The 23,346-nt window shown below is 68.4% G+C and carries 19 protein-coding genes and 1 riboswitch; of the genes, 10 read left to right on the forward strand and 9 right to left on the reverse strand.

Translation table 11 applies throughout. From position 1 onward, the window contains the following. The first annotated feature begins 44 nt into the window (after positions 1-44). Positions 45-4,331, forward strand: coding sequence for a DNA-directed RNA polymerase subunit beta' (gene rpoC / locus COA07_RS07010; RefSeq protein ID WP_066712075.1), 4,287 nt, complete (start codon positions 45-47; stop codon positions 4,329-4,331). A 114-nt stretch (positions 4,332-4,445) separates the two neighbouring features. Continuing rightward, positions 4,446-5,942 (forward strand): DUF389 domain-containing protein, encoded by a 1,497-nt coding sequence (locus tag COA07_RS07015; RefSeq protein WP_245842050.1) that lies wholly within the window; start codon positions 4,446-4,448, stop codon positions 5,940-5,942. Here COA07_RS07015 and COA07_RS07020 read toward each other — a convergent pair. Then, positions 5,936-7,465, reverse strand: coding sequence for an aminoacyl--tRNA ligase-related protein (locus COA07_RS07020; RefSeq protein ID WP_174525832.1), 1,530 nt, complete (start codon positions 7,463-7,465; stop codon positions 5,936-5,938). The two genes, COA07_RS07015 and COA07_RS07020, sit on opposite strands and share 7 nt — an antisense overlap. A gap of 86 nt (positions 7,466-7,551) precedes the next feature. Here COA07_RS07020 and COA07_RS07025 point away from each other — a divergent pair, with 86 nt between their 5' ends. Further along, on the forward strand, positions 7,552-8,451 hold the full coding sequence (locus COA07_RS07025) for a DMT family transporter (protein ID WP_066711597.1): 900 nt from the start codon (positions 7,552-7,554) through the stop codon (positions 8,449-8,451). Between the two features lie 36 nt (positions 8,452-8,487). On the opposite strand, the gene gcvPB is transcribed toward COA07_RS07025, so the two are convergent. From gcvPB to gcvT, 4 genes are all read right to left on the reverse strand, one after another. Further along, complete coding sequence (gene gcvPB, locus COA07_RS07030) at positions 8,488-10,083, reverse strand: aminomethyl-transferring glycine dehydrogenase subunit GcvPB (protein WP_066711598.1); 1,596 nt, start codon at positions 10,081-10,083, stop codon at positions 8,488-8,490. Positions 10,084-10,362: 279 nt separating this feature from the next. Next, positions 10,363-11,721 carry an aminomethyl-transferring glycine dehydrogenase subunit GcvPA gene (gene gcvPA / locus COA07_RS07035; RefSeq protein ID WP_066711599.1) on the reverse strand — a complete coding sequence of 453 codons (1,359 nt, stop codon included), beginning with the start codon at positions 11,719-11,721 and terminating at the stop codon, positions 10,363-10,365. Positions 11,722-11,845: 124 nt separating this feature from the next. Then, complete coding sequence (gene gcvH, locus COA07_RS07040) at positions 11,846-12,217, reverse strand: glycine cleavage system protein GcvH (protein ID WP_066711600.1); 372 nt, start codon at positions 12,215-12,217, stop codon at positions 11,846-11,848. Between the two features lies 1 nt (position 12,218). Next, the gene (gene gcvT / locus COA07_RS07045; protein ID WP_066711602.1) at positions 12,219-13,370 is read right to left on the reverse strand and encodes a glycine cleavage system aminomethyltransferase GcvT; all 1,152 of its coding nucleotides are present in this window, start codon (positions 13,368-13,370) and stop codon (positions 12,219-12,221) included. A 171-nt stretch (positions 13,371-13,541) separates the two neighbouring features. After that, a riboswitch (glycine riboswitch) is annotated at positions 13,542-13,644 on the reverse strand. Between the two features lie 120 nt (positions 13,645-13,764). Here gcvT and COA07_RS07050 point away from each other — a divergent pair. Further along, positions 13,765-14,031: a hypothetical protein gene (locus COA07_RS07050; protein ID WP_066488138.1), complete on the forward strand. Its 267-nt coding sequence runs from the start codon at positions 13,765-13,767 to the stop codon at positions 14,029-14,031. Here COA07_RS07050 and COA07_RS07055 read toward each other — a convergent pair. Together COA07_RS07055 and COA07_RS07060 are read right to left on the reverse strand one after the other, a co-directional pair. Next, positions 14,024-15,214 (reverse strand): MFS transporter, encoded by a 1,191-nt coding sequence (locus tag COA07_RS07055; RefSeq protein WP_066711279.1) that lies wholly within the window; start codon positions 15,212-15,214, stop codon positions 14,024-14,026. The genes COA07_RS07050 and COA07_RS07055 overlap by 8 nt on opposite strands. Before the next feature lie 294 nt (positions 15,215-15,508). Beyond that, on the reverse strand, positions 15,509-16,174 hold the full coding sequence (locus tag COA07_RS07060; protein WP_066711278.1) for a nitroreductase: 666 nt from the start codon (positions 16,172-16,174) through the stop codon (positions 15,509-15,511). A 78-nt stretch (positions 16,175-16,252) separates the two neighbouring features. Here COA07_RS07060 and COA07_RS07065 point away from each other — a divergent pair, with 78 nt between their 5' ends. From COA07_RS07065 to COA07_RS07075, 3 genes are all read left to right on the forward strand, one after another. Continuing rightward, positions 16,253-17,452 (forward strand): acetyl-CoA C-acetyltransferase, encoded by a 1,200-nt coding sequence (locus COA07_RS07065; RefSeq protein WP_066711276.1) that lies wholly within the window; start codon positions 16,253-16,255, stop codon positions 17,450-17,452. 126 nt (positions 17,453-17,578) lie between these two features. After that, positions 17,579-18,361 carry an SDR family NAD(P)-dependent oxidoreductase gene (locus tag COA07_RS07070; RefSeq protein WP_066711274.1) on the forward strand — a complete coding sequence of 261 codons (783 nt, stop codon included), beginning with the start codon at positions 17,579-17,581 and terminating at the stop codon, positions 18,359-18,361. A 52-nt stretch (positions 18,362-18,413) separates the two neighbouring features. After that, complete coding sequence (locus COA07_RS07075) at positions 18,414-18,845, forward strand: acyl-CoA thioesterase (RefSeq protein ID WP_066711272.1); 432 nt, start codon at positions 18,414-18,416, stop codon at positions 18,843-18,845. A 168-nt stretch (positions 18,846-19,013) separates the two neighbouring features. Here COA07_RS07075 and COA07_RS07080 read toward each other — a convergent pair whose 3' ends face one another. Continuing rightward, the gene (locus tag COA07_RS07080; RefSeq protein ID WP_066711270.1) at positions 19,014-20,180 is read right to left on the reverse strand and encodes a PQQ-dependent sugar dehydrogenase; all 1,167 of its coding nucleotides are present in this window, start codon (positions 20,178-20,180) and stop codon (positions 19,014-19,016) included. A gap of 188 nt (positions 20,181-20,368) precedes the next feature. Between COA07_RS07080 and rimP the strand changes: the two genes are divergently transcribed. The 3 genes from rimP to COA07_RS07095 are packed head-to-tail and all read left to right on the forward strand — an operon-like array spanning position 20,369 to position 22,811. Continuing rightward, the gene (gene rimP / locus COA07_RS07085; RefSeq protein ID WP_066711268.1) at positions 20,369-20,947 is read left to right on the forward strand and encodes a ribosome maturation protein RimP; all 579 of its coding nucleotides are present in this window, start codon (positions 20,369-20,371) and stop codon (positions 20,945-20,947) included. Then, on the forward strand, positions 20,947-22,572 hold the full coding sequence (gene nusA, locus COA07_RS07090; protein ID WP_066711266.1) for a transcription termination factor NusA: 1,626 nt from the start codon (positions 20,947-20,949) through the stop codon (positions 22,570-22,572). Before rimP ends, nusA begins: the two co-directional genes overlap by 1 nt. Further along, the gene (locus COA07_RS07095) at positions 22,572-22,811 is read left to right on the forward strand and encodes a tautomerase family protein (RefSeq protein WP_066711264.1); all 240 of its coding nucleotides are present in this window, start codon (positions 22,572-22,574) and stop codon (positions 22,809-22,811) included. The genes nusA and COA07_RS07095 overlap by 1 nt, the downstream gene beginning before the upstream one ends. A 115-nt stretch (positions 22,812-22,926) precedes the next feature. Here the strand turns inward: COA07_RS07095 and COA07_RS07100 are convergent, their stop codons facing one another. Continuing rightward, a complete protein-coding gene (locus COA07_RS07100; RefSeq protein WP_066711280.1) occupies positions 22,927-23,235 on the reverse strand; it encodes a GIY-YIG nuclease family protein in 309 nt (102 codons plus the stop codon). Positions 23,236-23,346 lie beyond the last annotated feature (111 nt).

Below are 23,346 nucleotides of genomic sequence, written 5' to 3' on the forward strand. Positions count from 1 at the left end.
TCCCCGGCGGGGAGAGGGCTACGAATTGAAAGAGGTTCATCAAGATGAACGAACTGACCAATTTCGCCAATCCGCTCGCGAAGCCGGAGACCTTCGACCAGATCCAGATCGGGATCGCGTCGCCGGACAAGATTCGCAGCTGGTCCTTCGGCGAGATCAAGAAGCCCGAGACGATCAACTATCGCACGTTCAAGCCCGAGCGTGACGGCCTGTTCTGCGCGCGCATCTTCGGTCCGATCAAGGACTATGAATGCCTGTGCGGCAAGTACAAGCGCATGAAGTACAAGGGCATCGTCTGCGAAAAGTGCGGTGTCGAGGTCACGGTGTCGAAGGTCCGCCGCGAGCGGATGGGCCATATCGAGCTGGCCGCGCCGGTCGCGCACATCTGGTTCCTGAAGTCGCTGCCCAGCCGCATCGGCCTGCTGCTCGACATGCAGCTCAAGCAGCTGGAGCGCGTGCTGTACTTCGAGGCGTATATCGTCATCGAACCGGGCCTGACCCCGCTCGAGAAGTATCAGTTGCTGACCGAGGACGAACTGCTCGAGGCGCAGGACGAATATGGTGAGGACGCCTTCTCCGCCGGCATCGGCGCCGAGGCGGTGCGCATCATGCTCGAGAACCTCGACCTTGAGGGCGAGAAGGTGCAGCTCCTGGAGGAGCTGGCGACGACCAAGTCGGAGCTGAAGCCCAAGAAGATCATCAAGCGGCTGAAGGTCGTCGAGAGCTTCCTGGAATCGGGCAACCGTCCGGAGTGGATGATCCTGGAGGTCGTGCCGGTCATCCCGCCCGAACTGCGCCCGCTGGTGCCGCTGGACGGCGGTCGCTTCGCGACGTCGGATCTCAACGACCTGTACCGCCGCGTCATCAACCGCAACAACCGCCTGAAGCGGCTGATGGAACTGCGTGCGCCGGACATCATCGTCCGCAACGAAAAGCGCATGTTGCAGGAAGCTGTCGACGCGCTGTTCGACAACGGCCGTCGCGGCCGGACGATCACCGGCGCCAACAAGCGTCCGCTGAAGTCGCTGTCCGACATGCTGAAGGGCAAGCAGGGTCGCTTCCGTCAGAACCTGCTCGGCAAGCGCGTCGACTATTCGGGCCGTTCGGTCATCGTGACCGGGCCGGAGCTGAAGCTGCACCAGTGCGGCCTGCCGAAGAAGATGGCGCTCGAGCTGTTCAAGCCGTTCATCTACGCACGCCTCGACGCCAAGGGTCTGTCGATGACCCTGAAGCAGGCGAAGAAGTGGGTCGAGAAGGAGCGCAAGGAAGTCTGGGACATCCTAGACGAGGTGATCCGCGAGCACCCCGTGCTGCTGAACCGCGCGCCGACGCTCCACCGCCTGGGCATCCAGGCGTTCGAGCCGGTGCTGATCGAGGGCAAGGCGATCCAGCTGCACCCGCTGGTCTGCTCCGCGTTCAACGCCGACTTCGACGGCGACCAGATGGCCGTGCACGTCCCGCTGTCGCTGGAAGCGCAGCTGGAAGCGCGCGTCCTGATGATGTCGACCAACAACATCCTGTCGCCCGCCAACGGCAAGCCGATCATCGTGCCGTCGCAGGACATGGTGCTGGGCCTCTACTATCTCTCGATGGAGAAGCAGAACGAGCCGGGCGAAGGCATGCTGCTGGCCGACATGCAGGAAGTGCACCAGGCGCTGAACGCCGGCGCCGTGACGCTGCATTCCAAGATCGTCAGCCGCGTTCCGCAGACCGACGAGGACGGCAAGCAGTATCTCAAGCGGTATGAAACCACGCCGGGCCGCATGCTGCTGGGCGAATGCCTGCCCAAGAGCCACAAGGTGCCGTTCGACGTCGTCAACCGCCTGCTGACGAAGAAGGACGTCGGCGACGTGATCGACGAGGTCTATCGCCACACCGGCCAGAAGGAGACGGTGCTGTTCGCCGACGCGATCATGGCGCTGGGCTTCCGTCACGCGTTCCGCGCCGGCATCTCGTTCGGCAAGGACGACATGCTGATCGCGCCGGACAAGGACAAGCTGGTCGACGAGACGCGCGAGCAGGTGAAGGACTTCGAGCAGCAGTATCAGGACGGCCTGATCACGCAGCAGGAGAAGTACAACAAGGTGATCGACGCCTGGAGCCGTTGCGGCGACCAGGTGGCGGCGTCGATGATGAACGAGATCAAGGCCGTTCGCATCGACGAGGAGACCGGCCGTGAGAAGCCGATCAACTCGATCTATATGATGGCCCACTCCGGTGCGCGCGGCAGCCCCGCGCAGATCAAGCAGCTGGCCGGCATGCGCGGCCTGATGGCCAAGCCGTCGGGCGAGATCATCGAGACGCCGATCATCTCGAACTTCAAGGAAGGCCTTACCGTCCTTGAATACTTCAACTCGACGCACGGCGCCCGCAAGGGTCTGGCGGACACCGCGCTCAAGACCGCGAACTCGGGTTACCTGACCCGTCGTCTGGTCGACGTGTCGCAGGACTGCACGATCGTCGAGATCGACTGCGGGACCGAGCGCGCGCTGGAGATGAAGGCGATCGTGCAGGGCGGGTCGACCATCGCCTCGCTGGGCGAGCGCATCCTGGGCCGTACGACGGCCGAGGATGTGGTCGACGCCAAGTCGGGCGAGGTCATCATCCCGGTCGGCACGCTGCTGGACGAACCGATGGTCGCGCAGATCGAGGCGCTGGGCGTTCAAGCGATGAAGATCCGCTCGCCGCTGGTCTGCGAAAGCAAGGTCGGCGTGTGCGGCAAGTGCTACGGGCGTGACCTTGCCCGCGGTACGCCGGTCAACATCGGCGAGGCGGTCGGCGTCATCGCGGCGCAGTCGATCGGCGAGCCGGGCACGCAGCTGACGATGCGGACCTTCCACATCGGCGGCGCGGCGCAGCTGAACGAACAGTCGAACCTGGAGGCGCCGGTCGACGGCACCGTCGAGTTCCGCGACCTGCGGATCATCGAGGACCAGCGCGGCCGCCGCGTCGTGCTGAGCCGTTCGGGCGAGATCGCGATCGTCGACATGGACGGCCGCGAGTTGGCCGTGCACAAGATCCCGTACGGCGCGTACGTGATGTTCGACGACGGCCATATCGTGTCGAAGGGCGACCGGATGGCCGAATGGGATCCGTTCACCATGCCGGTGATCACGGAAACCGCCGGTACGGTGAAGTTCCAGGACCTCATCGAGGGCAAGACGCTGACCGAGCAGGTCGACGAGGCCACCGGTATCGCCCAACGCGTCGTGATCGAATATCGCGCCTCGACCAAGTCGAAGGAGGATCTGCGTCCGCGCCTGACCCTGCTCGACGAAGGTTCGGGCGAGGCCGCACGCTACATGCTGGCGGCAGGTGCGGTGCTGTCGGTCGAGGACAATGCCGCGGTGCAGGCGGGCGACGTGCTGGCGCGTGTCGCGCGTGAATCGGCCAAGACCCGCGACATCACCGGCGGTCTGCCGCGCGTCGCCGAGCTGTTCGAGGCGCGCAAGCCGAAGGAAAATGCGATCATCGCCAAGGTTTCCGGCCGGGTGGTGTTCGGCAAGGATTACAAGGCCAAGCGCAAGATCGGGATCCAGCCCGAGGACGGCGGCGAGGTCGTGGAATATCTGGTGCCGAAGTCGAAGGTGATCGACGTTCAGGAAGGCGACTACGTCAAGCGTGGCGACAACCTGATCGGCGGCAGCCCCGATCCGCACGACATCCTGGAAGTGCTCGGCATCGAGCCGCTGGCCGAATATCTGGTCAGCGAAATCCAGGAAGTCTATCGACTGCAGGGCGTTAAGATCAACGACAAGCACATCGAGGTGATCGTTCGCCAGATGCTGCAGAAGGTCGAAATCATCGAATCGGGCGACACCACGCTGCTGGTCGGCGAGCAGGTGGACCGCGAGGAGATGGACGCGATCAACGCCAAGCTGGAGAAGAACCAGCAGCCTGCGCAGGGCAAGCCGGTGCTGCTGGGCATCACCAAGGCGTCGCTGCAGACCCGCAGCTTCATCTCGGCCGCGTCGTTCCAGGAAACCACCCGCGTCCTCACCGAGGCAGCGGTCCAGGGCAAGCAGGACACGCTGATGGGGCTGAAGGAGAATGTCATCGTCGGCCGCCTGATCCCGGCGGGTACCGGTGCGGGCATGAACCGCCTGCGCGTGGCGGCCTCCAGCCGCGACGCCGCGCTGCGGGTCCAGCAGCGCAAGCTGCAGGAGGCGATGATCCTGACCGGTACCGCCGCGCAGGTGAAGGCGGCCGAGGATGCGCGCAACCCGCGCGACGAGGTTGGCACCGGCAGCGATCCGCTGGCCGCGGTGGTCCCGTCGGGCCACGGCACCGATGCGGACGCCGGCGAGTATCTGAACGAGGCCGGGGAATAATCCTCCCCGCCCGATCGGGTAACTGACGCGAAAGGCCGTCGTCCGGGATACCGGACGGCGGCTTTTTCGTATGTACCCTGCCGGCATTGGCATCGAGCGGGGAGAACAGGAAGAATGGCAACGACGGCACCGCAGCGGCGGGGCAAGCTGCGCCGCTGGTGGTCGATGTGGGTGGTGCGCGGGGTCGATCACGATGCGGTGCTGCGCCAGATCGCGGAGGATTCCGGCTGGTCGGGGCGCTACGCCTTCCTGATCGTCATTTCCGCGGCCATTTCGCTGCTGGGGCTGTTGATGCCGTCGGTGGCGGTGCTGATCGGCGCGATGCTGCTATCGCCGCTGATGATGCCGATCATCGGCCTGGGTTTCGGCATCGCCACGGTCGACCCGCGCGAGATACGCCGCGCGGCGGTGGCGCTGCTGGCCGGGGCCGCGCTGGCTATCGCGCTGACGGTGATATGCGTCGCCCTGTCGCCGATCCAGACGATCACCAGCGAGATCGCCGGGCGCACCCGCCCGACATTGTTCGACCTGCTCGTCGCGCTTCTGTCCGCGGTCGCGGGCGCCTATGCGCTGATCCGCGGGCGGGGCGGCACGGTGGTGGGCGTCGCGATCGCGATCGCGCTGATGCCGCCGCTGGTCGTCGTCGGCTTCGGCATCGCGACGCTCAACTGGACGGTCTTCACCGGCGCGCTGCTGCTGTTCACCACCAATGCGGTGACGATCGCGCTGACTGCGGCGCTGGTCGCGCGGCTCTATGGTTTCGGCAGCCACCTGTCGCCGCAGCATACCGGCTGGCAGCTGGTCCTGTTCGTCGTCTCGCTCGGCCTGCTGTCGGTGCCGCTGGGTGCGGCGCTGCGCCAGATCGCGTTCGAGGCGATCGCCCAGCGCCAGGTGCGCGAGACGATCGCCAACCGTTTTCCCACCGCATCGCGGCTGGGGCAGCTCGACATTGATTTCGGCGCGGAGCCGATCCGCATCCGCGCCGTCGTCTTCACCCCGCGCCTCGACCCCGCGGCGGATCGCGCACTGGCCGGCGACCTGCGTCGGCGGCTGGCGCATGGTATCGACCTGCACGTCGACCAGTTGCAGGTCGCGCCCGACGACGGCGGCGCCGAGGCGGCGCAACTGGCGCGCGCCGCGGCCGGTGCCAAAAGCGACGACGGCGACGATCGCCGCCGCCAGCGGATGATCGCCGATGTCGCGCTGATTGCGGGCGTTCCCGCCACGGCGGTGCGCACCGATGGGGACGCGCGCACGCTCCACGTCACGGCCGCCGCGCTGCCCGGGCTGCCGCTCGCGGGATATCGGTCGCTGGAACAGCGCGCGACGCAGGCCGCTGCACCTTGGTCGGTCGCGCTGGTGCCGCCCACCGACACCCCGCTGCCGACGCTCGCGATCACCGATGGCGTGATCGACGATGCGGCAATGGGCAGCGCCGCCTGGGCCGCGATGCGCAGCGGGCGTACCGTGACGATCGACGGTGGCAGCGCGGCGCAGCGCCGCGCCGTTGCCGCCGGGATCGTCGCGCGCGGTGGCGCGGCGACGGAGGGCGTGGCAGGCGGACGGCTGCGGCTAGGCTGGCAGGCCGCCGCCCCCGCAGCCGATCAGTAGGAGCGGCCGATCAGCACCCGTTCGACGGCCGGCGCGCCGGTGAAGACGCACGCGCCGTCGGCCGCAGGCTGATCCATGGGGGCGTTGCGCAGTGTCAGTTTCAACGCCTTCAGCTTCTCCACCACCGCCTCCAGCGCGGCGCCGGTCGGGCGCGACCATTGCACTTCGCGCCAGCCGGGGTTCCTGGCGCCTTCCGCGAAATGCGCCTCCACCGCGGCCCAGTCCGCGGCGGGGGTGATGTTCGCGTGCAGCCGGTCGCGCGCCTGCGTGAACAGCGCCTGCTGGATTTCCTCCAGCATCGCCCCCGCCGCGGCGACGAAGGCGTCGCGGGCCGTCGCGACGCTGTCGAGCTTGCCGTCCTCGCGATACAGCCGGTCGCGGCGGATGACCGAGACGTTGCCGGCCGCCATGTCGCGCCCGCCGACCTCGATGACGATCGGCGCGCCCTTCTTGACCCAGCCCCAGCGCTTGTTGGTGGACTTCACCGCCTTCAGGTCAAGCAGCGCGCGTACCGGTTCGCCCAGCGCGCTTTCCCGCGACAGCGCGGCCTGCAATTCCTTGCAATAGGCGACCAGCGCCTCGTCCTCGGGGGTGTCGCGCAGCATCGGCACGATCACCACCTGCCACGGCGCGACGCGCGGCGGCACGCGCAGCCCGTCGTCGTCGCCATGCACCATGATGAGGCCGCCGATCATCCGCGTCGACACGCCCCAGCTGGTCGTGTTGGCCAGTTCCAGCTGCCCCTCGGCATTCTGGAAGCGGATGTTCTGCGCCTTGGCGAAATTGGTGCCCAGGAAATGGCTTGTGCCCGCCTGGAGCGCCTTGCCGTCCTGCATCATCGCCTCGATGCTGTAGGTCGCGACCGCGCCGGGGAAGCGTTCGTTCTCCGGCTTTTCGCCCGCGATCACCGGCAGCGCGATGCAGGTTTCGGCGAACTCGCGATAGACCTCCAGCATCTTGAGCGTTTCGGCCTGCGCCTCCTGCGCGGTGGCGTGCGCGGTATGCCCCTCCTGCCACAGGAACTCGGCGGTGCGCAGGAACATGCGGGTGCGCATCTCCCAGCGCACGACATTGGCCCACTGGTTGATGAGCACCGGCAGGTCGCGCCACGACTGGACCCAGCGCGCGAAGGCGTGGCCGATCACCGTCTCGCTGGTCGGGCGGACGACCAGCGGTTCCTCCAGCTTCGCGGCGGGATCGGGGACCAGCCGACCCTTCCCGTCGGCGACCAGCCGGTGGTGGGTGACGACCGCCATCTCCTTGGCGAAGCCATCGACGTGGCTGGCCTCTTCCTCGAAATAGGACAGCGGGATGAACAGCGGGAAATAGCAATTCTCGTGGCCGGTCGCCTTGATGCGATCGTCGAGCAGCCGCTGGATCCGTTCCCAGATGCCATAGCCCCACGGCCGGATGACCATGCACCCACGCACGCCGCTTTCCTCGGCCAGGTCGGCCTCGGTGATGACGGTCTGGTACCAGGCGGCGAAGTCCGCCTCGCGGGTGACGGAAAGGGCGTGTTTCATGATCCGCGACCTAAACGAACCGGCGATTTTGGCAACCGGAGCGGTGCGGGGTTCCTTCGCCCCGCGCGCGCCGCTACGCGCAGCGCATGTCCGGCGATCGCGTGCTGGCGGGCATCGCGCTGCGATTGCTGGCCATCTTCTTCCTGTCGACCATGTCCGCGCTGGTGAAGTGGGGCGAGCATCGCGGCGCGACGCTGTTCGAGGGGATGTTCTGGCGGCAGGCGTGTGCGCTGCCGGTGGTGCTGGCGTTCGTGATGCGCGGGCCGGGCGGGCTGGCGTCGTTGCGGACGACGCGGTTTCGCGGGCATCTGGCGCGGGCGATGGTCGGGCTGGTGGGGATGGTGTTCACGTTCGGCGCGGTGATCCTGCTGCCGCTGGCGGAGGCGACGACGTTCCAGTTCACGGTGCCGATCTTCGCGACCATCCTGGGCGCGACGCTGCTGAAGGAGCCGACCGGAATCCAGCGGTGGGCGGCGGTGCTGGTGGGGTTCGCAGGCGTGCTGGTGGTCGCCCAGCCGGGCGGCGCGCATATTGCGCCGGCGGGGGCGGCGGTGGGCCTGCTGGCGGCGCTGTTTGTCGCGCTGGTCGCGGTGCTGCTGCGCCAGTTGCGCGACGAACCGGCCGGCACCACCGTGTTCTGGTTCACCGCGCTGACGCTGCCGCTGATCGCCATCCCCTATGCCTTCCACCTCAAGCCGCACGATGCCGGGACCTGGGCGATCCTGGCGGCGACCGGCGTGGTCGGCGCGCTGGGGCAATTGTCGCTGACCGCCGCGTCGCGGCTCGCGCCGGTCACCGCAGTGGTGCCGATGGACTATTCGGGGCTGCTGTGGGCAACGATCTACGGGTGGCTGCTGTTCGGCGCCCTGCCCGCGCCGATGACATGGGTGGGGGCGCCGATCATCATCGCCAGCGGGCTGTTCATCGTGTGGCGCGAACACCGGCTGGGCCGGCAGCAGACGATGACGGCGGCGCCGGACGATTGATGATCCGGCGGCCAGGGCGACGTTAGAGCCCGACCGCTATTCCGCCGCCTCGGCCACCGCGACCGGGGGTTTCCAGCGCAGCACCGGCTTGCGCGCGGCGAGCGTTTCGTCGAGGCGCGCGCGCGGGGCGAAGTGCGGCGCGGTCTTGAGCGCCATGTCGCCCGCCTTCGCGCGTTCCGCCACCGAGCGCAGCGCGCCGATGAACTGGTCGAGCGCGGCCTTGCTCTCGGTCTCGGTCGGCTCGACCAGCATCGCGCCGTGGACCACCAGCGGGAAATACATGGTCATCGGGTGGAAGCCCTCGTCGATCAGCCCCTTGGCCACGTCGATCGTCGAGAAGCCCTCCGCCAGCCCACGGTCGCTGAAGATCGCTTCGTGCATGCACGGTCCGCTGGCCGCGAACGGCGCGTCGAGCGTGTCCTCCAGCGAACGCAGCACGTAATTGGCGTTGAGCACCGCATCCTCGGCGACCTGCCGCAGCCCGTCCGCCCCATGGCTGAGGATATAGGCGAGCGCGCGCGTGAACATGCCCATCTGGCCGTGGAAGGCGGTCATCCGCCCGAAGCTGTCGAGCGTGCCGTCGAAATGCTCGTTCGAGAATTCCTCGGCGCGCTCCTCCTCGATCAGGTGGACGTAGCCGTCGGCGGTCCGCGCGGTGAACGGCAGCGGGCCGAACGGTGCCAGCGCCTCCGACAGCACCACCGGCCCCGACCCCGGCCCGCCGCCGCCATGGGGCGTGGAGAAGGTCTTGTGCAGGTTGATGTGCATCGCATCGACGCCCAGATCGCCCGGGCGCACGCGCCCGACGATCGCGTTGAAGTTCGCGCCGTCGCAATAGACGTAGCCGCCCGCGGCATGGACCGCGTCGCTGATCTCCTTCAGATCGCGTTCGAACAGGCCGCAGGTATTGGGGTTGGTGATCATCACCGCCGCGACATCCGGCCCCAGCCGCGCCTTCAGCGCCGCGGTATCGACGCGCCCGTCGGCGGTGGCGGGAATATCCTCCACCGTAAAGCCCGCGAAGGCCGCCGTCGCCGGATTGGTGCCGTGCGCGCTTTCGGGCACCAGCACGACCTTGCGATGCCCCTCCCCGCGCTTCTCCAGTGCCGCCTTGATGCACAGGATGCCGCACAATTCGCCGTGTGCGCCCGCCTTCGGGCTCATCGCGACGCCGTACATGCCGGTCAGCTTGATGAGCCACATCGCCAGTTCGTTGATGACGCCCAGCGCACCCTGCACCGTGTCGACCGGTTGGAGCGGATGGACGTCGGCGAAGCCGGGCAGCCGCGCGACCTTTTCGTTGAGGCGCGGATTGTGCTTCATCGTGCACGACCCCAGCGGGAACAGCCCCAGGTCGATGGCGTAATTCTGTCGGCTGAGGCGGGTATAGTGGCGCACCGTTTCCTGTTCGGACAGGCCCGCCAGCCCGATCGGCGCGGTGCGGGTCAGGTCGCCGAGCCGCGAGCCGGCCACGTCGCCGGCGGCGAAATCGACGCCGGTCGTCTCGGTCGAGCCGATCTCGAAGATCAGCGGCTCTTCCAGCATCAGCGCGCGATTGCCGGTGAAGGTCGCCGGGGCGCCATCGCCCTGCTGCGGAGTGCTAGGGCGCCAGCCGCTCTGGTTCAGTGCCATCGGATCACAGACCTTTCGACGTCGCGGCGGCGGGGCCGGCACGACGGTTGCTGAAAACGAATGTTGCGAATGTTGAGACGATCGCGGCCTTTTCGCGAATGTTGAGACCCGGTGCCATGTGGTTGGCAAAGCACGGGAATTCCAACATGGCCAGCGGTTCGTCGGTTTGGCGTGGTACGGGGAGGCACCCGTTCGTCGCCCCGTCGGCCGGTGCGTACGCGGCTCGATGGACCCCGGCGCGAGGCCGGGGTGACGGGAGAACAAGTGGCAGGTCGCGCGTCACGCCAGCGCCTCCTCCAGCGCAGTGGCCAGCGCCTCGACGTCATCGTCGGTGACGGTTTCGGTCACCGCGACGACCAGCCCGTTGGCGAGCGCGTCCTCACCCGGATAGAGCCGCCCCAGCGACACGCCCGCCAGCACGCCGCGATCGGCGAGCGCGCGCACCACCGGTCGCGCCTCCTTCCCGATATCCAGCGTGAATTCGTTGAAGAACGTATCGTTGACGACGCGCACGCCCGGCACCTTCGCCAGCCGGTCGGCCGCGCGACAGGCATTGGCGTGGTTGATCCCGGCCAGCCGGCGAAGCCCCGCCTCGCCCAGCAGGGTCATGTGGATCGAGAAGGCCAGCGCACACAGGCCGGAATTGGTGCAGATGTTGCTGGTCGCCTTTTCGCGGCGGATATGCTGTTCGCGCGTCGACAGCGTCAGCACGAAGCCGCGCTTGCCATCGGCATCGACCGTCTGGCCGCAGAAGCGCCCCGGCGTCTGGCGCAGATATTTCTCCTTGCACCCGAACAGCCCGACATACGGCCCGCCGAACTGCAGGCCGACGCCCAGCGACTGCCCCTCGCCCACGACGATATCGGCGTCCATTTCGCCGGGCGAGCGGATCGCGCCCAGCGCCACCGGCTCGGTCACCACCGCGATCAGCAGCGCCTTCTTCGCATGGCAGGCATCGGCCAGCGGGGTCAGGTCCGCGATGCGGCCCAGGATATCGGGATATTGCACGACGACGCACGACGTCTCGTCGTCGATCTTCGCGATCAGCGCGTCGATATCGGTGTCGGCGCCCAGAACCGGCAGCGCGGTGTCGAGCACGTCGCCGGTATATTTCGCCATCGTCTTCGCGACCGAGACGTAATGCGGGTGCAGCCCGCCCGACAGGATCGCCTTGCCCCGCCGCGTGATGCGCCGCGCCATGCCGATCGCTTCCCAGCAGGCGGTCGACCCGTCGTACATGCTGGCGTTCGCCACGTCCGTTCCCAGCAGCGAGGCGACCTGCGTCTGGAATTCGAACAGCATCTGCAACGTGCCCTGCGCGATTTCCGGCTGGTAGGGCGTGTAGGCGGTCAGGAATTCGCCGCGCTGGATCAGGTGATCGACGCTGGCGGGGACGTGATGGCGATACGCACCCGCCCCCAGGAAGAACGGCACGTCGCCCGCCACCATGTTCTTGCGCGCCAGCGCGGTCATGTGGCGTTCGACCGCCAGTTCGCTGGCATGGCCGGGCAAATCGCGGATCGGCCCGTCGAGCCGCGCCGCTTCCGGCACGTCGGCGAACAGATCGTCGATCGAGGACGCACCGATGACCGACAGCATTTCAGCCCGGTCGGCGGGGGTAAGCGGCAGGTAGCGCATGATATTCCCTCGAAAAGACCGTCACCCCGGCGAAAGCCGGGGTCTCAGGCGGCGTGAGCGACGATCGCGGCGTCGTCCCTGCGGCGCGAGATGCCAGCCTGCGCTGGCATGACGGCCTGCGTCATCACAGCTTGGCGACGAACGCGGCGTAGGCGGTTTCGTCCATCAGCTCTTCCAGCTCCGCCGGGTCGGACAGCGTGATCTTGAAGAACCAGCCCTCCCCTTCCGGATCGGAATTGACCAGCGACGGATCGTCGACCAGCGCCGGATTGCCTTCCAGCACGGTGCCCGACGCGGGCGAATAGACGTCGGAGGCGGCCTTCACGCTTTCCACGACCGCGGCCTCGTCGCCCTTGGCGATGCGGCGGCCGTCGTCGGGCACCTCGACGAACACGATGTCGCCCAGCTGGCCCTGCGCATAATCGGAAATGCCGACCGTGCCGATGTCGCCATCGACGTCGATCCACTCATGATCCTCGGTGAAATAACGGCTCATCTTACTTCACTCCTCGGAAGTAGCGGTGGGGAACGAACGGCATCGCGGCGACGGTCGCGTGATGGACCTTCCCGCGCTGCGAAAGCTGGACGGCGGTGCCCGGCGCGGCCAGCGCGGCGGGGACATAGGCCATGGCGATCGGCGCACCAACGCTGGGGGCGAAGCCGCCGGAAGTGACGCGGCCGATCGCGGCGCCCGCGGCATCGACCACCGCCGCGCCTTCGCGCACCGGCTGGCGCCCGTCGACCAGCAGGCCGACGCGCTTCGTCGCGGCGCCGCCCTCACGCTCGGCCAGGATGCGCGCGGCACCGGGGAAATCGCCCGCCTCGCGGCGGCGCTTGAACAAAGCGAAACCCAGGTCGGCCATCACCGGGGTGGTGGTGGGATCGAGGTCGTGGCCGTAGAGCGGCAATCCCGCCTCCAGCCGCAGCGAATCGCGGGCGCCCAGCCCGATCGGCTTGACCTCCGGCTGCGCGACCAGCGCGTCGGCCAGCGCCTCCACCGCGTCGCCGGGGACGGAGATTTCGAACCCGTCCTCGCCGGTATAGCCCGAGCGGCTGATCCACAGCGCGTGGCCGTTCCAGTCGAACGCGCCCGCCTGCATGAACACCATCTTCTCGACACCGGGGATCAGCCGCACCAGCGCGTCGACCGCCTTCGGCCCCTGCAGCGCCAGCAGCGCGTGATCCTCCATCAGGTTCAGCGTCACCTCGTCGGGCAGCCGCTCGATCATATGGCCGATGTCGTCGTACTTGGTGGCGCCGTTGACGACCATATAGACCTGCTCGTCCGCCTGGCGCGTCAGCATCAGGTCGTCGAGGATCCCGCCCTCGTCATCCAGCAGCAGCGAATAGCGCGCGCGGTTGAGCGCGAGGCCCGCGATGTCGGCGGGCATCAGCGCCTCCAGCGCCGGGACGACGCCCGGGCCGGTGCCAGTGCCCGTGAAGGTCAGCTGGCCCATGTGGCTGACGTCGAACAGCCCGGCATTCTCGCGCGTCCACAGATGTTCGGCCATGATGCCGTCGTACTGGACGGGCATGTGATAGCCGGCGAATTCGACCATCCGCCCGCCCTTCGCGCGGTGCCACGCATCGAGCGGCAGCGTCAGGATCTCGATCGGTTCGAGTTCGTCGTCGGGAAGCGTGTCGCTCATCATCCATGTCCGTCACGAGGGTGGAACGCCGCCACGGAACCGCTGCCCCGCGCCGTCGATGCCGTGTCCCCCTCTGTCACGGAACCTGAGAGCTTTCTCCGTCGCGCCGGCGGCGGATTACCCCTTCGGTGGGCCGGCGCGTGGACGCGCCCGCCGCTTTCCAGAGTGTCGATGGCCCGCGCGGTCCATGGTGCCTGAGAGATTCCGGGGTGGTTGCTCCTTCGGCGGCGACCCGCGGCCTGAAAGGCCCGTCGCACTCTCCCGCGCGTGCCCATGCCGGTTGCCCGGCATCGACGCCACCGCCTCTACGCGACGCGCCGGGCGAGTCAATCGGGAGCCGTTGCCGCCGCCGCCGGTTGTGGCAGGATAACCGGCCACAACGGAGAGGAAGGCCATGGATATCGCGCATACCAGCGCCGTCGAACGCATCGCCCGCGTGCTCGCCGGCCAACGGCTGAGCGCCAATGCGGAGGGGCAGACCGAATCCGCCGCCGGCGCGGTCGACGCGGCGTGGAAGGATTATCGCGACGATGCGGTCGCGGTGCTCCACACGCTGCGCGCGCCCAGCGAGGCGATGGCCGCGGCGGGCGACGTGGCGATCTGGGAACGGATGGTGCTGGCCGCGATCAAGGAGGCGCGGCCCGCCGGCATCGTCATGTAGCGCGGCGCCCGCCCCGCTCCACCGCGACGGACACCGCCAGCATCGCCAGCCCGCCCAGCGCCAGCGCCGCGCCGACCCAGCCGGTCGACGTCCAGCCGTAGCCCGCGGCGATCGCCAGCCCGCCCAGCCACGGGCCGAGCGCGTTGGCGACGTTGAACGCCGAATGGTTGAGCGCCGCGGCCAGCCCCTGCGCATCGCCGGCGACGTCCATCAGCCGGATCTGCAGCACGCTGCCCAGCGATCCGCCGACGCCGATCAGCAGCACCGCGGCGATCACCGACCACAAATGCCCCGCCGCGAACGGCCAGAGCAGCAGCGACGCCGCGCTCCACGCCAGCACGCCCGCCGCCGTCGGCAGCAGCGCGCGGTCGGCGAAACGCGGCACGATCAGATTGCCCGCGGTCATCCCGACGCCGAACACCGCCAGCGCGACCGGCACCACCGACGGCGACACCTTCGTCACCGCCGCCATCGTATCGGCCAGATAGGTGTAGACCGCGAACAGCCCGCCGAAGCCGATCGCGCCGACGCCCAGCGTCAGCCACACCTGCGGCGTGCGCAGCGTGGCCAGTTCGCGCAGCGGGCTGGCGTCCGGATCGGCACGGTCGCGCGGCGCGAACAGCGCGACCAGTGCGGCGGTCACCCCCGCCAGCACCGCGACGATCACGAAGCACGATCGCCAGCCGACCACCTGCCCCAGCGCGTTGGCGAGCGGCACGCCGACGATCGTCGCCACCGTCAGCCCCAGCAGCACGCGCGCCGCCGCCTGCGTCCGCCGCCCCTGTTCCACCAGCGAGGCGGCCACCAGCGTCGCGATCCCGAAATAGGCGCCGTGCGGCAGCCCGCTGACGAAGCGGAACGCCATCATCGTCGCATAGTCCGGCGCGACCGCCGACAGCGCATTGCCGATCGCGAACATCGCCATCAGCACGATCAGCAACGTGCGCCGCGCCATCTTCGCGCCCAGCACCGCCAGCAGCGGCGCGCCGACGACGACGCCCAGCGCGTAGGCGCTGATGACATGCCCCGCCGTCGGCGCATCGACGCCCAGGTCGCGCGCCATGTCGGGCAGCAGGCTCATCGTCGCGAATTCGGTCGTCCCGATCGCGAAGCCGCCGACCGCCAGCGACAGATGGATGAGGCCGACCGGCGCCGCTGGCCGGTCGGCGATGGCGGTGGCCATGGCGCGTCCCCGATGGTGGTGGTTATCGCGGCATAGCTGGCCATTGTGCAGTGCAGCGTCAACCCCGCGGTGTGGGCGTGGGGTAAGGTGGGGATCGTCCGACGCCGGCAGGGACGACAACCTTGCCGTTATGGCCCGGCTTGCCGCCCCGTCCGCCACCCCGGCGCACGCCGGGGTCCACGGTGCCGCAAGAGCACCGACGTGTGCGCTCGGGGAGCCATGGATGCCGGATCAAGTCCGGCATGACGGAGGGTTTAGAACGACTCCGGGGTGACGGCGGGCGGGTGCGCGATCCTACGCCAGGATGCGCAGCCACTCCTCCTCCGGCGCACGTGCCGAGCGGGTCAGGTTGGCGGGATCGTCGGTATCCTCGTAACCGATTGCGACGCCGCAGAAGAGCATCCGCTCGGCCGGTACCTCCAGGAAGGCCTCGACCGTCTGCGGATAGACCGCCCAGCATTCCTGCGGGCAGGTGGCCAGCCCCTCCTCCACCGCCAGCAGCATCAGGTTCTGCAGGTACATGCCCAGATCGGCCCATTGCGGCGGCCCCATGCGGCGGTCGACGGTGACGAAATAGGCCGCCGGCGCGCCGAAGAACTGGAAGTTGCGCGCGAACCAGATCGCGCGCGCCTTGCGATCGTCGCGCGGGATGCCGAGCCGGCCGTACATCTCCTCCCCGATGGCGAAGGTGCGCTGGCGGTACCGGTCGTCCATCTCCTTCGGATAGATGTCGTAGCCCGGCGTTTCGGTTTCGCGCCGCTCGATCTTGCCGGCCATGATCTCCTTCAGCCGCGCCATCGATTCGCCGTGGACGATATCGACGTGCCACGGCTGGATGTTGCCGCCCGTCGCCGCGCGCGCCGACAGCAGCGCCAATTGCCTGAGCAGCGCGGGATCGACCGCGCGATCGAGATAGCCGCGCACCGACCGCCGTGCCCGAATTGCGTCCGCAACGTCCATTCGCCTCTCCACCTCTTGCCGTTCGCGTCAATCTGCGCGATCAGACGCGGGATAACAGTTGTTACGGAGAGTCGGAAGATGGCCGAAGCCTATATCGTCGAAGCAGTACGCACGGCCGGCGGGCGCCGCGGCGGAAAGCTGGCGGGGGTCCACCCGGTCGATCTGGCGGCGCGGGTGCTGGACGCGATCATCGACCGGTCCGGCATCCCGCCCGAGGCGGTCGAGGATGTCGTGATGGGCTGCGTCAGCCAGGGCGGCGAACAGGCCGGGCAGGTCGGGCGCAACGCGGTGCTCGCCTCCAAGCTGCCGCAGAGCGTCCCCGCCGTCACGATCGACCGCCAGTGCGGTTCGTCGCAGCAGGCGGTGCAGTTCGCGGCGCAGGCGGTGATGAGCGGGACGCAGGACGTGGTGATCGCTGCCGGCGTCGAAAGCATGACGCGCGTGCCGATGGGGTCGACCTTCAAGCTGTTCTACGATGCGGGGCTGGGCAAGAACAAGTCGCCGGGGCTGGAGGAGAAATACCCCGGCATCGTCTTCAACCAGTTCGCCGGCGCGGAGATGATCGCGAAGAAATACGGCTTCACGCGCGAGGCGCTGGACGAGTTCTCGCTCAATTCGCACCGCAAGGCGGTGGCCGCGACGCAGGGCGGCAAGTTCCGCGACGAGATCGTGCCGATCGCCATCGAGACCGCCGATGGCGCAGAGGAGCATACCGCCGACGAGGGCATCCGCTACGACGCATCGGCCGAGGGCATGGCGGGCGTGAAGAAGCTGTCGGAGGACGGCGTGCTGACCGCCGCATCGTCCAGCCAGATCTGCGACGGCGCATCGGCGGTGCTGATCGTCAGCGCGGAGGCGCTGAAGACGTACGACCTGAAGCCGCTGGCGAAGATCGTGAACCTGACGGTCACCGCGGGCGACCCGGTGGTGATGCTGGAAGAGCCGCTGTTCGCCACCGACAAGGCGCTGAAGCGCGCCAGCCTGTCGATCGACGACATCGACCTGTACGAGGTGAACGAGGCGTTCGCATCGGTCCCGATGGCGTGGCTGCACCACACCAAGGCCGATCCGCAGAAGCTGAACGTCAACGGCGGCGCGATCGCGCTGGGCCATCCGCTGGGCGCGTCGGGGACGAAGCTGATGACGACGCTGGTCCACGAACTGCGCCGCCGCGGCGGCCGCTACGGCCTGCAGACGATGTGCGAGGGCGGCGGCGTCGCCAACGTGACGATCATCGAGAATTGCGACTGGCAGGGCGACGACGCCAAGGCGGCATGACGGACCGATAACCTTATCTTGTCGTCACCCCAGCGCAGGCTGGGGTCTCATGCCGCGGGCGCGCTCCCGCGGGGCGGGATCCCGGCCTTCGCCGGTATGGCGGATATTTTCTGGGGAGTAGGATTGATGAAACTCGACAACAGCATTTCGGCCGTCATCACCGGCGGCGCTTCCGGGCTGGGCGCGGCGACCGCGCGCGTGCTGGCGGCGAAGGGCGTGAAGGTCGCGCTGTTCGACCTGAACGAGGAAAAGGGCGAGGCGCTGGCCGCCGAGCTGGGCGGCGTGTTCTGCAAGGTGAACGTCACCGACGAGGCATCGGTCGACGCCGGCTTCGAAAAGGCGCGCGCCGCGATTGGGCAGGAGCGCATCCTGGTGAACTGCGCGGGCACCGGCAACGCGATCAAGACCGCCAGCCGCAGCAAGGAAGACGGCAGCATCAAGCATTTCCCGCTCGATGCATTCAACATGATCATCCAGATCAACCTGGTCGGTACGTTCCGCTGCATCGCCAAGTCGGCGGCGGGGATGATGACGCTGCCGCCGCTGGAAGACGGCGACCGCGGCGCGATCGTCAACACCGCGTCGGTCGCGGCGGAGGACGGCCAGATCGGCCAGGCGGCCTATTCGGCGTCGAAGGGCGGCGTGGTCGGCATGACCCTGCCGATCGCTCGCGACCTGATGAGCGAGAACATCCGCGTCAACACGATCCTGCCGGGCATCTTCAACACCCCGCTGCTGGCCGCCGCGCCGCAGAACGTGAAGGATGCGCTGGGCGCGCAGGTGCCCTTCCCCAAGCGGCTGGGCAACCCGGAGGAATATGCCAGCCTCGCGCTCACGATGATCGAGAACGGCTATTTCAACGGCGAGGACGTGCGCCTGGACGGCGCGATCCGCATGGCGCCGCGCTGATCGGCCGGGCCGGGCGGCCGGGCCTGTCCCGCGCCGCCCGGCCACCCTTCCCATGGCCAGGCCATCGCCCGAGCGGCTGCTGCTCGCCAGCTATCCGGTCCGCACCGTCATCCCCACCCGCTTCCAGGACCTGGACGCGATGGGGCATATCAACAACGTCGCCTTCGCCGCCCTGTTCGAGGATGCGCGCGTCCGCTTCAACCGCGCGCTGGGCCGGATGGATCGCGCCGACGGACTGCGCGCGGTGGTGGCCCGCAACGAAATCAACTATCTGGCCGAGGGCAGCTACCCCGACGACGTGGAGATCGCGACCGGCGTCGCGCGCATCGGCAACCGATCGTGGGACGTGGCGGCGGTGATGCACCAGCACGGCCGTGCGATCGCCACCTGCGACACGACGATCGTGATGACGCATCCGGCGGAGGGGAGCATCCCGGCGGACTTCCGGGCGCGACTCGCAGAGGTGATGCTGCGGGCGGGGTGATGGGGGGGCGGGGTGACTTGGGTTGCCCCGTCCTGCGACGTCCCCATCCGACCCATCACGTCGCCCCAGCGAAGGCTGGGGCCTCTTGCGGACAGGGCGCTGCGGACCACTGGGAGATCCCAGCTTTCGCTGGGATGACGCATGTGATGGCCGCGCTACCCCATCCCTTTACGTCCGCGGCGTCAGTTTCAGCAGCCGGCCCTTCGCGCCGTCCTCGATCACCCAGATCGCGCCGTCCGGCCCCTCCGCTACGTCGCGGATGCGTGCGCCCATCGGCCATTGATCGCCCTTCGTCGCCTGCGTGCCGTTCAGGTCGACGCGGACCAGCGACTGCGACGACAGGCCGCCGATGAACGCGTCGCCCGCCCATTGCGGGAACAGCTTGCCAGAATAGATCATCAGCCCGCCGGGGGAGATCACCGGGTTCCACGACACCTTGGGCGCCTCATAGCCGTCGCCGGGCGCATGGTCGGGGATGTCGCGCCCGTCGTAATGCGACCCGTTCGACACGTTGGGCCAGCCATAATTGCGCCCCGGCAGGATCAGGTTCAGCTCGTCGCCGCCCTGCGGCCCCATTTCCTGTTCCCACAGATTGCCCCGCGCATCGAAGGCGATGCCCAGCAGGTTGCGGTGGCCGTAGCTCCATACCTCCGGCAGGAAGCCCTGCGCCGCCAGCGGGTTGCCCGCCGCGGGCTTCCCGTCGAGCGTCAGGCGCAGCACCTTGCCGAGCGACTTGTCCTTGTCCTGCGCGGGCGTGAACTTCTGCCGGTCGCCGGCGGTGAAGAACAGATACTGCCCGTCCGGCGAGAAGGCGATCCGGCCGGAGAAATGCCCGTCGCCGTCGACCAGCGGCGTCGCGCGGTACAGCGTCTCGATCGAGCGGAGTTGTTCGGCGCCGGTCGCGCCGTCCAGCACGCCGCGCGCCAGCACCACGCCCTTGCCGCCGTTGCCGGCCGCCGAATAGCTGAAATAGATGCGCCGCGACTGGGCGAAATCGGGCGCGGGGACGACGTCCATCAACGCCCCCTGCCCCGCCGAGCTGACCGGCAGCGTCGCGATCGTGCGGCGCTGGCGGCCGTCGGCGGAGACCAGCAGCATCTGCCCGTCCTTCTGCGTCACCACGAGGCGCGCGTCGGGCAGGAAGGCGATCGCCCAGGGCGAATCGAACTGCGCGACCGCGGTGGTCGCGAACCCGCCGGTCGGCGCCGGGCTGGAGGACGGTGACGGCGACGGGCTGGCGCCGGGGGCCGGGGTCGGGGCGGGATTCTGCGCTTCCTCCCCGGTGCAGGCGGTCGATGCGGCGAGCAGGGCGGCGAACATCAGCGGGCGGATCATCGCGGGTGGTCCTCGACAGAGTATCGTAATGCCGGTCAAAGCGGCCAGTGCGGGCATGGTTCCGCCAAGAAGCTTGCGGGCGGGCGGCAACGCGGCTATATCCGTCGTGCTTTCTCTTACATCGCGAGGTGCAAGGGGCTGCGGGGCTCGCTCCGCGGCGGCGAAAAACGCATGTCCGGAAGGTCCGCTTGAACGATATCGACACCCTCACCCGTCTGATCGAGCCGGAGGCGCAGGCGCTCGGCTTCGCGCTGGTGCGCGTGCGTCTGTTCGGGAAGGACGACGAACGCACGCTGCAGGTGATGGCCGAGCGGGCCGACACGCGCCAGCTGACGATCGACGATTGCGCCGACCTGTCGCGGCGGCTGTCGGACCGGCTCGACGCGCTGGAGGCCGAGGGCCGCGACCCGATCGAGGGGGCGTACCGGCTGGAAGTGTCGTCGCCGGGGATCGACCGCCCGCTGACCCGCCGCCAGGACTTTACCGACTGGAGCGGGCATGAGGCGCGGATCGTCCTCAACGAGGCGATCGACGGGCAGAAGCAGTTCAAGGGCGAGTTGGAGGGCATCGACGCCGACGGCACGATCGCGATCCGCCACCCGCGCACCGGCGACGTCGCCAGGGTGCCGTTCGCGCTGATCGCCGATGCCAAGCTGGTGCTGACCGACCGGCTGATCGCCGCCACGGTGCCGCTGTCGATGGACGGCGCCGACGAAGAGATTTTGGACACGTCCGCCACGACGGACGAAGCAGAGGAAACCCACTGATGGCCACCGGCGTCACCGCCAACCGTGCGGAGCTGATCGCGATCGCCAATTCGGTCGCGTCGGAGAAGATGATCGACAAGGCGATCGTCATCGAGGCGATGGAGGACGCGATCCAGCGCGCCGCGCGCACGCGCTACGGCCAGGAAATGGACATCCGCGCCAAGCTGGACCCGAACAACGGCGACCTGCGCCTGTGGCGCGTCGTCGAGGTGGTCGAGGAAGTCGACGACATCTACAAGCAGGTCGACGTCAAGGGCGCGCAGAAGCTGCAGGCCGGCGCCGCGGTGGGCGACTATCTGGTCGATCCGCTGCCCCCGATCGAATTCGGCCGCATCCAGGCGCAGGCCGCCAAGCAGACCATCTTCCAGAAAGTCCGCGATGCCGAGCGCGAGCGCCAGTATGAGGAATTCAAGGACCGCGCGGGCGAGATCATCACCGGCGTCGTCAAGCGCGTGGAATTCGGCCATATCGTGGTCGACCTGGGCCGCGCCGAGGGCGTGATCCGCCGCGACGCGCAGATTCCGCGCGAAGTGGTGCGCGTCAACGACCGCATCCGCAGCCTGATCCTGAAGGTGGTGCGCGAGAATCGCGGGCCGCAGATCTTCCTGAGCCGCGCGCACCCCGACTTCATGAAGAAGCTGTTCGCGCAGGAAGTGCCCGAAATCTACGACGGCATCATCGAGATCAAGGCCGCCGCGCGCGATCCGGGCAGCCGCGCGAAGATCGGCGTCATCAGCCACGATTCGTCGATCGACCCGGTCGGTGCGTGCGTCGGCATGAAGGGCAGCCGCGTGCAGGCCGTCGTGCAGGAGATGCAGGGCGAGAAGATCGACATCATCCCCTGGTCCCCCGATACCGCCACCTTCGTCGTCAACGCGCTGCAGCCCGCCAACGTGGCGCGCGTGGTGATCGACGAGGAAGAGGACCGGATCGAGGTGGTCGTCCCCGACGACCAGCTGAGCCTGGCGATCGGGCGTCGCGGCCAGAACGTGCGGCTCGCGTCGCAGCTGACCGCCAAGGCGATCGACATCCTGACCGAGACCGACGCGAGCGAGAAGCGCCAGCAGGAGTTTGTCAAGAATTCCGAGACGTTCCAGAACGAGCTGGACGTCGACGAGACGCTGGCGCAGCTGCTGGTCGCCGAGGGCTTCGGCGCGCTGGAAGAGGTCGCGTACGTCGAGCTGGACGAGCTGGCCGGCATCGAGGGCTTCGACGAGGATCTGGCGCAGGAGCTGCAGAGCCGTGCGCAGGAAGCGCTCGACCGCCGCGAACAGGCCAACCGCGAGGAGCGGCAGGCGCTGGGCGTCGAGGATGCGCTGGCCGAGCTGCCGTACCTGACCGAGGCGATGCTGGTCACGTTGGGCAAGGCCGGGATCAAGACGCTCGACGATCTGGCGGACCTGGCCACCGACGAGCTGATCGAGAAGAAGCGCGTCGAGCCGCGCCGCCGCAACGACGACGCCCCCAAGCGTCCCGAGCACAAGGGCGGCGTGCTGGGCGAATACGGCCTGAGCGAGGAGCAGGGCAACGAGATCATCATGGCCGCGCGCGCGCACTGGTTCGACGACGAATCGTCGGAGGAACCGGCGGGCGAAACGGCCGATGAGGAGCAGCAGGACGCCTGATGCCGTTCGTATCGATCCGACTGGCCGGCACCGCGAGTGTCGAGCAAAAGGCGGGGATCGTGGCCGATGTCACGTCCTCGCTGGTCACGCGGCTGGGCAAGAACCCCGCCGCGGTCCAGGTCGTGATCGAGGAAGTGTCGCCCGAGAATTACGGCGCCGGCGGCATCCTGATCGCGCACCGCGACGAGCCGCCGGCCGCGCAACCGAGGGAGGACGCGCATGCGGAACCCTCGCAATGAGGCGCTAGGCGCACACCCCCGCTTCCGTCACCCCGGCCTTGCGCCGGGGTCCATGGATCGCCACGCGCTGCGTTCGCGGATGGATGGATGCCGGGTCAGGCCCGGCATGACGGCGCTATTGCGGCGGCGGCAGTCCGATCCCCGGAGCGATATCGTTCCAGTGCGGATTGTCGCGTTCGATCAGTTCGACCTTCCATTCGCGTCGCCAGCGCTTGATGCGCTTTTCGGCGGCGATCGCGGCGTCCATCGTGTCGGCGACGTCGTACCAGACGAGTCGATGAACGCCGTAACGTGCGGTGAAGCCGCCGAAGGTGCCGTCGCGGTGCTGCATCACGCGGCCGATGAGGTTCGAGGTGACGCCGACGTAGAGCGTGCCGTTGCGGTCGCTTGCGAGGATGTAGACGCAGGGTTGGCGCTCGCGCATGGACCGCAACGTGCGATGATCGCCGCGCATACACAACCCATCGTCACCCCGGGCTTGACCCGGGGTCCATCCCTCCGCGAGCGCCAGCGTCCGGGGCGCGATGGATGCCGG

This window comes from Sphingomonas adhaesiva, assembly GCF_002374855.1.
GTDB lineage: Bacteria > Pseudomonadota > Alphaproteobacteria > Sphingomonadales > Sphingomonadaceae > Sphingomonas > Sphingomonas adhaesiva.